Raw genomic sequence first — 278 nt, forward strand, 5'->3', positions numbered from 1 at the left:
GCGACGGTCACAGAGCCGGTGGTCGCACCGGCAGCGATTGTGATGATCGCACCGTTGCTCAAGGTCACGGTTACAGGCGTGCCGGCCGCATTGGTCAGCGTCGCGGTATAAACGATCGAACCGCCTTCAGCGACAGTGTCAGTCGCTGTCAGGCTCAGATTGGTGGTGTCCGGGGTGTCGGTCACCGAGGTGTCGGCAGGTTTACTGTCGACATCAAGTTTTTCGTAGTTGCCACCGGTTGCGCCGGTGATGGTGGTGCTCAGGGAGCTGCCGCCAGC

Annotated in this window: 1 protein-coding gene; it reads right to left on the reverse strand. The window is 61.5% G+C overall.

The window, feature by feature from the left end:
- Nucleotides 1–278, reverse strand: a 278-nt coding sequence (locus tag J4E58_RS31830) for an immunoglobulin-like domain-containing protein (protein ID WP_207255379.1), incomplete at both ends; no start/stop codon positions are given.

The sequence above is a fragment of the Pseudomonas sp. FW305-25 genome (genome assembly GCF_017351415.1).
In the GTDB taxonomy this organism is placed as follows: domain Bacteria; phylum Pseudomonadota; class Gammaproteobacteria; order Pseudomonadales; family Pseudomonadaceae; genus Aquipseudomonas; species Aquipseudomonas chlororaphis.